This window comes from Pseudomonas sp. AL10, from assembly GCF_029960685.1.
GTDB classification, from domain to species: Bacteria; Pseudomonadota; Gammaproteobacteria; order Pseudomonadales; family Pseudomonadaceae; genus Aquipseudomonas; species Aquipseudomonas lactis.
The window spans coordinates 39408-48464 of sequence record NZ_JASBQZ010000037.1; the positions used below are offsets into that span (position 1 = coordinate 39408).

5 protein-coding genes are annotated in these 9057 nt (G+C 61.2%); 1 reads left to right on the forward strand and 4 read right to left on the reverse strand.

Annotation, left to right across the window (positions count from 1 at the left end; genetic code table 11):
- Position 1: 1 nt before the first annotated feature.
- Complete coding sequence (locus QK296_RS23930) at positions 2–559, forward strand: PqiC family protein (RefSeq protein WP_034134885.1); 558 nt, start codon at positions 2–4, stop codon at positions 557–559.
- 9 nt (positions 560–568) lie between these two features.
- On the opposite strand, the gene QK296_RS23935 is transcribed toward QK296_RS23930, so the two are convergent.
- The 4 genes from QK296_RS23935 to QK296_RS23950 all read right to left on the reverse strand — a co-directional run bounded on the left by QK296_RS23935 (position 569) and on the right by QK296_RS23950 (position 8851).
- Positions 569–3298 (reverse strand): LuxR C-terminal-related transcriptional regulator, encoded by a 2730-nt coding sequence (locus QK296_RS23935; protein ID WP_282391429.1) that lies wholly within the window; start codon positions 3296–3298, stop codon positions 569–571.
- Between the two features lie 271 nt (positions 3299–3569).
- Complete coding sequence (locus QK296_RS23940; protein ID WP_003188642.1) at positions 3570–4934, reverse strand: DUF1329 domain-containing protein; 1365 nt, start codon at positions 4932–4934, stop codon at positions 3570–3572.
- A 42-nt stretch (positions 4935–4976) separates the two neighbouring features.
- Positions 4977–6836 carry a DUF1302 domain-containing protein gene (locus QK296_RS23945; protein WP_003188640.1) on the reverse strand — a complete coding sequence of 620 codons (1860 nt, stop codon included), beginning with the start codon at positions 6834–6836 and terminating at the stop codon, positions 4977–4979.
- A gap of 332 nt (positions 6837–7168) precedes the next feature.
- Positions 7169–8851: a fatty acid--CoA ligase gene (locus QK296_RS23950; protein WP_282391432.1), complete on the reverse strand. Its 1683-nt coding sequence runs from the start codon at positions 8849–8851 to the stop codon at positions 7169–7171.
- Between the last annotated feature and the right edge of the window lie 206 nt (positions 8852–9057).

A 9057-nucleotide genomic window follows, 5' to 3' on the forward strand; every position in this document is an offset into this window, starting at 1 on the left:
CATGACATTGCCGCTGAAGATCACGTTGCTGAGCGCCCTGCTGATGCTCGGTGCCTGTCGCAGTGAACCCATCGCCTTTCACACCCTGACCCCGGCACACTTGAGCCCGAGTACGCGAGCAGAGGCCGGCGGTGTACGCATTGAGAGCATCAGCGTGCCGCCTCAGGTCGACCGCGCGCAGATAGTGATTCGCCAGGGCGACAGCGGCCTGGCGATTCTTGAAACCCAGTGGTGGGCGGCCACCCTCGCCGATGAGCTTAAGAGCGCCCTGGTGGACCAGTTGGCCAGCAGCAATGCCCGGCAAGCCGTGGCGTTGCGCGTGGACGTGCAGCGCTTTGACTCGGTACCAGGGCAGTACGCGTTGCTCGATGTGCGCTGGCGCCTGAGGCAAATCAATGGCGACCGTCCGGCGTTGACCTGCCGCACCACTTTGCAGTCGCCTGCCGGGCCGAGCATCGACGAACTGGTGGTGGCGCACCAGAACAACCTCAAGCGGTTCGCGGCGCTGATCAATCAGACCGTCGACACTTCACTCAAGGGCTGCCCGACCGCGCCTTGAGCCACGGGCTCAGGCCAGCAAGCCCATGGACTTGGCCCGCGCGACTGCCTGGGTACGACGCTCCACGCCGAGCTTGCTGTTGATGTGGCTGGCGTGGGTCTTCACCGTGTGCAGGGAGATGAACAGCTGATTGCTGATTTCCTGGTTTGAACAGCCTTGGGCAATCAGCTGCAGCACCGCCAGCTCTCGGGTGCTCAGGGTTTCCTGTTGAGGTGAGGTTTCAACCGCAATGACTTGGGGCAGCAGCGCCAGCAAGCTCTGGTTGAGCAGCCCATGGGAGTCCTTGCCCAGCTGCTCGCGCATCCACTGGGGGTAACCCTCCAACACGCGTTGAAACGGCTGCAACGCACCGCCCGAGCCGGCTTGCAGGGCACGGGCCAATACCGGCCTGGCCTTAGCCTCCTGGCCATTCTCCAGAAGCAACTGCACCTGCTGGACCAGCGCCATCAGGGCAATCATCTGGCGCCCGCTGTCATGGGCCTGCTGGGCCAGCGCTTCGAGGCGTTGCAGCGCACTGTCGGGTTGATGGCGAGTGGCATCGAGCGCGGCTTGTTGCAGCTCGATATGTTGCGGCAGGTGCGGATGAAACTCGGGGGCGGCCGCGGCGTGCTCGCCGTTGTAGGTCTGCCCCAGGCGGGCCAGCCAGGCGTCGGCCAGGTCAGTGCGACCCTGGACCAGCCACAGCTCGCATTTGATCAGGGTGATCATCGCCAGGTAATAGATCGGCGGCACATCCCAGATGTGCATCAAGCGCTCGGCCTCGGCCAGTTCGGCAAAGGCATTGGCAAACTCCCCACGCCGCCCTTCGAAACTGGCGATGACACAGTGCCCGATCAGCACACTGATATCGCGGCAGGCGCGGGCCTCGGCCAGGCCGGCGCGCAAACGCGCAAGGCCGGCTTCGGGCTGGTAACGCACCAACAGCAGGTAACCTTCGTAAAGCGACAACCGTGCGCGCACGGCATACAGGCGCTGGGGTGCCAGCCCATGCAGGCGCTCCAGGCCTTGGCGAACTTCATCCAGAGAACGCAGGATCTCACCTCGCGACTGCAACACCCGCGCTCGGTCGTAATGGGCCAAGGCCTCAAACAAGGGGTTACCGACGCGCTGCGCCAGTTCCAGAGATTCGCGGTTCAGGCCACGGGCGCGCCACAGGTCGGCATCGGCGATTGCCAGGTTGGACAGAGTCGAGAGGCACACCAGGCGCTGGCCGTAACGCTTTTGCGGCAGGCTTTCCAACGCCTCTTGGCAATAGCGCTGAGTCAGCTCACGGTCTCCGCGCCCACGGGCAATGATCCCGCTCAGCGCCAACCATTGGGCCAACATGGATTTTTGCGCGGTGGCCGATGGCGCCGGCAGGAAGCGGCTGAGGTAACTGGACAGTTCCTGCGCCGCATCCAGTTGGCATGCGAGCCCCAGCGCCCAGCTGTACAGCACGATCAAACGCGGCGTGCTGATCAGCAAGCTGTCGGGCAGGTCCATCTTCCAGCGCAGCAGCATGCCGATGTTCTGCTCTGCCAGCAGTTGCTCTTCGGACAGGTTCTGCACCAGGTTCGCCGCCACATCCAGGTGCCCGGCCCGCAGCGCCTGCTCCACCGCCTCGTCGATCAAGCCCTGGGCGTTAAACCAGCGACAAGCGCGCAAGTGCAAGCTGGCCGGCGGCAAGGTGGCACTCTTCTCGCGGCGGGTGCGCAGCAGATCGGAGAACAAATGGTGATAGCGGTACCAATGGCCTTGCTCATCCAACGGCACCAGAAACACTTGATGAGCCTGCAGATAACGCAGGATTTCTGCGCTGTCATGGGCCTCTCGGATGGCGTCGCACAGTTCGCTGCAAAAGCGCTCCTGCGGTGCGGTGTCGTACAGGAACGCTTGCACTTCTGCGGGAAGGCAGTCGATGACTTCTTCGAGCAGGTAATCGCGAATCAGCCCTTCGCCACCGTGCAGGCTTTGGGGCAAGGCGCCCTCACTGCCCGCTTCGGAGGCCGCCAACAGCCAGAAGCGCAGGCCGGCGACCCAGCCCTCGCTACGGCGGATCAGGTTTTCCAACGCCTCACCGCGCAACGCATTGCCGTGTCCATCCAGCACCGCCAGGGATTCATCGTGAGTCAGGCGCAGGTCTTGCTCATGCAGTTCCAATAGGTGCCGCGACAGGCGCAGGCGTGCCAGGTGCCAGTCCGGACGCTGCCGGCTGGTGACCAGCACCACCAGTCCATCAGGCAAATGGTTGAGGAAAAATTGCAGGCAGCGATCCAGCACCGGGCCCTGGGCCAGGTGATAGTCATCCAGCACCAGCAATAACGGCGAACGCGCAGACAGGTGCATGGCCAGCTCGTCGAGCAGGCCATCGAGCCATTCTTCGAAGGCAAAGGGTTGGTGACGCTGGCGCATTTTCAGCAAGCCCATGGATTGGGCGCCGAGTTGCGGGAAATACTGTTGCAAGCCGTCGAGCAGCCGCTCCAGGAAACGGCCGGGGTCACTGTCTCTTGGGCTCAGGCCCAACCACAGGCTTTGCCACTGAGCTGGCAAGCCCTGGCAAAACTCCACCGCCAACGAACTCTTGCCAAACCCAGCAGGCGCGCTGACCAGCAACAGTCGCCCCTCCAGGCCCGCATTCAGCCGTTCGCACAGGCGTGGGCGCAGCACGTAGCCGTCAGGCAGCGGCGGCCTGTAGAAGCGGCCTTCCAGGGTCGGCATCACCACACTGGCAGGCCCATGGGTTCGGGACAGATCAGTCATCGCCGGGCTCTTGTAGAAGGCTGTTGTCGGCATTGCAGATGTCCGCAGACTAGCGGTAAAAGCGGCGGGATTGTAGATCTTTGCAACAAATGGCTGAAAAAGAACTGCGACAAGAAATATCTCTTCCAGCCACCAAGAAAGAAGTAGGAGCGAGCTTGCTCGCGAAGGGCTCAAAAACAACGCGCCCATTCAGGATGGGCGCGTGAGGCGTGACGCAGAGCGTCACAGGAAGCGCTCCCACGCAGAGCGTGGGAGCGATCATTAGCAGAGGTTAGCGAACACCGTCCTGGCGCAGGGCCGCTGGGGTGAAGTCGCTGGTGCTGGCGGTGAAGCCAAAGTCATAGGCCTGCTTCTCTTCGTTCTTCATGCCCAAGGCCAGGTAGCGGCCGGACTGCAGGTCGTAGAGGGTTTCCAGGGCGTACCACGGCACTTGCTTGTCGTAGTAGTTCTCGGCATGGGCTTCGGCGACACGCCACAGTTGGCCACGACCGTCGTAGTGGTCGATCACCGCGGCTTGCCAGGTGTCTTCGTCAATGTAGAAGTCACGCTTGGCGTAAATGTGGCGCTGGCCTTCCTTCAAGGTGGCGACCACGTGCCAGACACGGCGCAGCTCGTAGCGAGCCAGGTCCTGGTTGATGTGGCCAGCCTTGATGATGTCGGCGTACTTGAGCTTGGGATCGTCGACCTTGTAGCTGTTGGAGGCGATGTAGATTTCTTTCTTGCCTTCCAGCTTCCAGTCGTAGCGGTCCGGCGCACCGTTGTACATGTCGAGGTTGTCGGAAGTGCGCAGGCCATCGGCGGCGGTGCCCGGCCCGTCATAGGAGACTTGGGGCGCCCGACGCACGCGGCGCTGACCGGCGTTGTAGACCCAGGCCGACCGCGGTTCTTTGACCTGGTCCAGGGTTTCGTGCACCAGCAGTACACCACCGGCCAGGCGCGCTGGCGCAGTCACTTGCTGCTTGAAGTAGAACAGCACGTTGCCTGGGTTTTTCGGATCGAAGTCCTTCATCTTGTCGCGGAACACGAACTGGTCGCGGAAATACACCAGGCTGTAGGAACCGTTGGTTTGCGGGGTGGCCTGGGTGACCAGGCGGGTGACGCTGCCGCCGCGATAACGGGTGATGTGGTTCCAGATCACTTCAACGCCGCTCTTGGGAATCGGGAACGGGACGGCGGTTTCGAAGTTTTCCAGGCCGTTGCCGCCGGACACCAGGTTGGTGGTGGTGGCGTTTTTCTTGATCGAGGCAAACACCTCAGCCGGCACGGTGGCACCGCGATGGGTCGGGTACACCGGCATCTTGAAGCTGTCCGGGTAACGCTTGAACATCGCGTATTGCCCGGGGGCCAGCTTGTCTTTGTATTGCTCGACGTTCTGCGCGGTGATGGTGAACTGCGGTTGCTCGCTGGCATACGGGTTGGCGAGGAAACCACGGGCGTCGACCGCGCCGGCATTGGTGGGCAATGGCGACCATTTTGGAATGGTGCCAGCCGCGTTACCCGCCATCTCGGCGCCCATCGGGGTCAGGGTCGTGCCGAGCTTGGCGGCTTCATCTGCCGAGACTGCCGCCATGACGTTACTCGCCAGGATCGACAGCCCAAGCACACCCACGTGCAACAGACTTTTTGTTATTTTCATGCTCTGGTCTTCCTGAATACATGCCACTTGAAAAGAGTGTGCTTAGAAGTTGGCGCCGAAGCTCAAGGCGACAAAGTCGCGGTCATCCACGGTGCTGAACTTGCCACCAAAGAAGTTGGTGTACGCCAGGCTCGCGGTGTAGGTGTTCTGGTATTCGGCATCCAGGCCCAGGCTGACCGCCTTGCGACCTTCTTCAAAGTTGCCGCCAGGGCCTGGCGAGTAACCTTTGACGTCATGGGACCAGGCCACGTTGGGCTTGAGGTTCACGCCCGCGAACACATCCGGGTATTCCCAGATGGCACGGGCACGGTAGCCCCAGGACGTTGCGGTGGTGTAACCGTCGTTATTGCAGTTGGTGTTCAGGCCGGCAGCGTTGGGCAAGCCGGCGCCGTTGGCGGTGGAGTTGTTGAGGGCGTTGCAGAACCCACCTGGCAACGTGCCTGGGCCGAACACTGGGTCGCGGCCGTAACGAGCCTGGGATTTGCTTTCCAGGCCGCCCACGTGGGTCACGCCGATTTCACCGACGGTGGTGAGGCGGCTGGCGCCCATGACCTGGTCGAAGAAGTGCGTGAAGGTGGTCTGGAACTGGGTGACTTCCTTGCGGTTGTAGCCGTGCAGGTCCTGGCCCGGCGTGCCCTTGAGCACAGACGCATTGCCAAAGCCTGGGATCGGCGTGACACCGGCGAACAGAATGTCAGTGGTGCTCAACTGCACCGGCGCATTCGGACGGTAGCTCAACTCACCGCTCCAGGCGGTGCCGGTAGGCAAGGTGGTGGAGAAGCTCAGGCCGTAGAGGCGGATATCTTCCGGGTACTCGACGAAGTAATTCGAGCTGCCCGCCACGATCAACGGCCGCAAGGCTCCCAGTGGCCCCAGCGGACGCGTGTAGGCCGCCGATGGCGCGCCCTGTGCACTGAAGATCGGCGCACGGCTATGGTAGTTCATGAAATACGCGCCGAACTCAGTATCCAGCGGTTCGAAGTTGTAGCGCATGGCCACGCCGAACTGGCCGCTGTCGCGTGCATCACGGTCCGGCCCACGGCGCACCAGCACGCCTTCGCTGTTGACGTCCACACCCAAGGCACCCAGGGTCGGCAGGGCGGCGGCAGGAATGGTGGAACGCTTGTTCAGTACCCGCAGGTTATTGCTGCAACCATCGGAGATCACGTCCGGCTGCGAGAAGAACGTGCCGCAGTTATCGGTCACGGTCTGGTCCCACTCCAGCTGGTAAAACGCCTCGGCCGACAGGTTGTCGGTGAGCGACTGGGACACGTAGAACATGTTCACCGGGATCAAGCCTTCCTTGATCTCGGCCCCCGGACGGCGAAACGCCGACACGTCGATCGGGTTGATGGAGTTGATGCCGCCACCGATGAAGGTACTTTCGCCCCAGCTCACCACCTGCTTACCAAAACGCACGGAACCCGGCGCATCGGCAATGGAATAGTTGTGGTAAACGAATGCATCGAGAATCTGCCCGCCCGAAGACTTGGCGCCTTCCTTGCGGTTGTTGTCGCTGATGTCCTTGAACGGACGGCTTTCGTCCTTGAGTTCGAAGTCGTACCAGTACTTGCCCCGCACAAACACACCGGTGTCGCCGTACTTCAGTTCCAGGTCGTGGATGCCCTTGAAGATCTTCGAGAAGGTCTCGCCGCGCTTGAAGTTCAGGTGGCCGTCATCGGAGGTCTGGGACAGGCCCTTGCCGCCGTTGTTGGCACCGATCAGGTCACGATTGGGTTTGGCCGTGGACCAGCTCGCCCCCACGGAAAGCGACGAGTCAAAGCTCCCTTCGATTTCACCAATGTTGAAACTGACGCCGAATGCCGGCCCGGCGAGCGTAGAAGCGAGGCTGACGGCCAGGGGCAGTCTTGCCCGGCGCCAGAACTGGTTTACTGAGGTCATCGACGCTACTCCATGTGCATATTTTATTGTTATGGCAGTGAGCCCTTTCTTCAGATGTAACGGCCGGGATACAACGATTCCAATGCCGCATCGCCACCGAGCCTCCATGGCTCGAAGCGCAACATCCGCGAAAAACTCTGAAAGGGACTATAGCCAGAGGGGGGTAGTGCTTGATCCCTCTAAAGTGTGATTTGCATCACCAACCTGTCTGCCACAACCCTTTCGCCACGCCGACGAAGGTCGACGCGGGAAGGATGGCTGAAATTCGGCAAATCACAAGTAAAGGCTTGATATAGAGCATTGCCGCGCCCGAACGGGCGCGGCGAGAGGGCTTAGAGCGTGGACAGGAACGTGCTGTTGTTGGCCTGCCATTCGATGATGTCGACACGGATACGTTTCTTGTCGAGCTTGCCGACACTGGTCTTGGGAATTTCAGTAACAACGGCGATCTGGCTCGGGATCGCCCACTTGCTCAAATGGCCCAGCTCGACAAAAGGCTTGAGGTGTTCCTTGAGCTCTCGCGCATCGATCACATGCCCTTCACGCACCACCAACAGCGCGAAGGGACGCTCGCCCCATTGCGGATCGGCAATGCCTACCACCGCCACTTCCCGCACCGCCGGGTGGCGGCTGACCAGGTCTTCCAGAGCCAGGGAAGAGATCCATTCGCCGCCGGTCTTGATCACATCCTTGATGCGGTCGCGGATATCAATCACGCCGAAGGCATCCAGCGTGGCCACATCACCGGTGTGCAACCAACCACCGGCCCAGAGTTCGGTGCCCTTTTGCGGTTCTTTGTAGTAACCCTCGGTCAGCCACGGCGCGCGCAGCACCAGTTCGCCCTGGGTTTCGCCATCGGCGGGCAGGAAATGACCGTCAGTGTCCATGATTGCCGCCTCAACCAACGGGCCCGGTACACCGGCCTTGATGCGGTAGGTGGTGCGCTCATCTTCGCTGCCGGCCATCAACTCATCATTGAGGTGAGCGCAAGACACCAGCGGCCCGGTCTCGGACATGCCATACGCGGCGGTCAGTTGAATGCCCCGAGCCTTGGCGGCTTCGTACAGCGAGCGGTTGAGGGCGCTGCCGCCGATGACGATTTTCCAACCGCCGAAATCCACGTTCTGCGCAGCCTTGGCGTTGAGCACCATTTGCAGGATGGTCGGCACACAGTGGGAGAACGTCACCTTCTCCTTGCGCCACAGCTCCACCAGGTATTCCGGGTCGTAGCGGCCGGGGTACACCTGCTTGAGCCCGAGCATGGTCGCCACATACGGCAAGCCCCAGGCGTGTACGTGGAACATCGGCGTGATCGGCATGTACACGTCGTTGGTGCCCAGCAGCCGCACGCTGTCGACGCTGCCCATGATGGTCGCCACGCCAATGGTGTGCAGCACCAGTTGCCGATGGGTGAAGTACACACCTTTGGGGTTACCGGTGGTGCCGGTGGTGTAGAACGTGGTGGCGACCGAGTTTTCGTCAAAATCCTCGAAGTCATAGCTGGGGCTGGCGGCGGCCAGGAGGGTTTCGTACTCACCGACAAGATTGGGTAGCTCGGCGGTGTGGGTGTCACTATCGGTAATCAACAAGGTCTTGTCGACGGTAGTGAGCTGCCCGGCAATCGCCTGGTAGAGCCCCACGAACTCACTGTTGACCAGCACAAAGCGGTCTTCGGCGTGGTTCATGGTGTACAGAATCTGCTCCGGCGACAGCCGCACGTTAATGGTGTGAATCACCGCGCCAATCATCGGGATGGCGAACATGCACTCCAAGTAACGGTGGCTGTCCCAGTCCATCACCGCCACGGTATCACCGGCCTTGACCCCGGCTTCAGTCAGCACATTGGCCAGGCGCGCAACGCGCTCGATCAGCGTCGGGTAGCTGTAGCGCAGCTTGTCGCGATAGATAATTTCCCGGGTCTTCTCGTAGCGAGTCCCGGACATCAACAGGCGCTTGATCAACAGCGGATATTGGTACGCACCTTCGGCGGGCGGGATAACACGGGTCTGCAACATAAGAATCCCTTTAATGACTGCACGGTCTTGGCTTGAAGACCTGCACTGTAGAGCGCTTATGTTTCAGCCAAATCAGCCAAAGGAATGATTTGCAGGAGCCAGCAAATGCTAGCGTTACGCCATTATCCGGACGTCATTGCGTTCCAGCAATCGACGGTAACCACGATGCGAAGCGAGCCGCTCTTGATCTGCTCTTGATCTGCTTT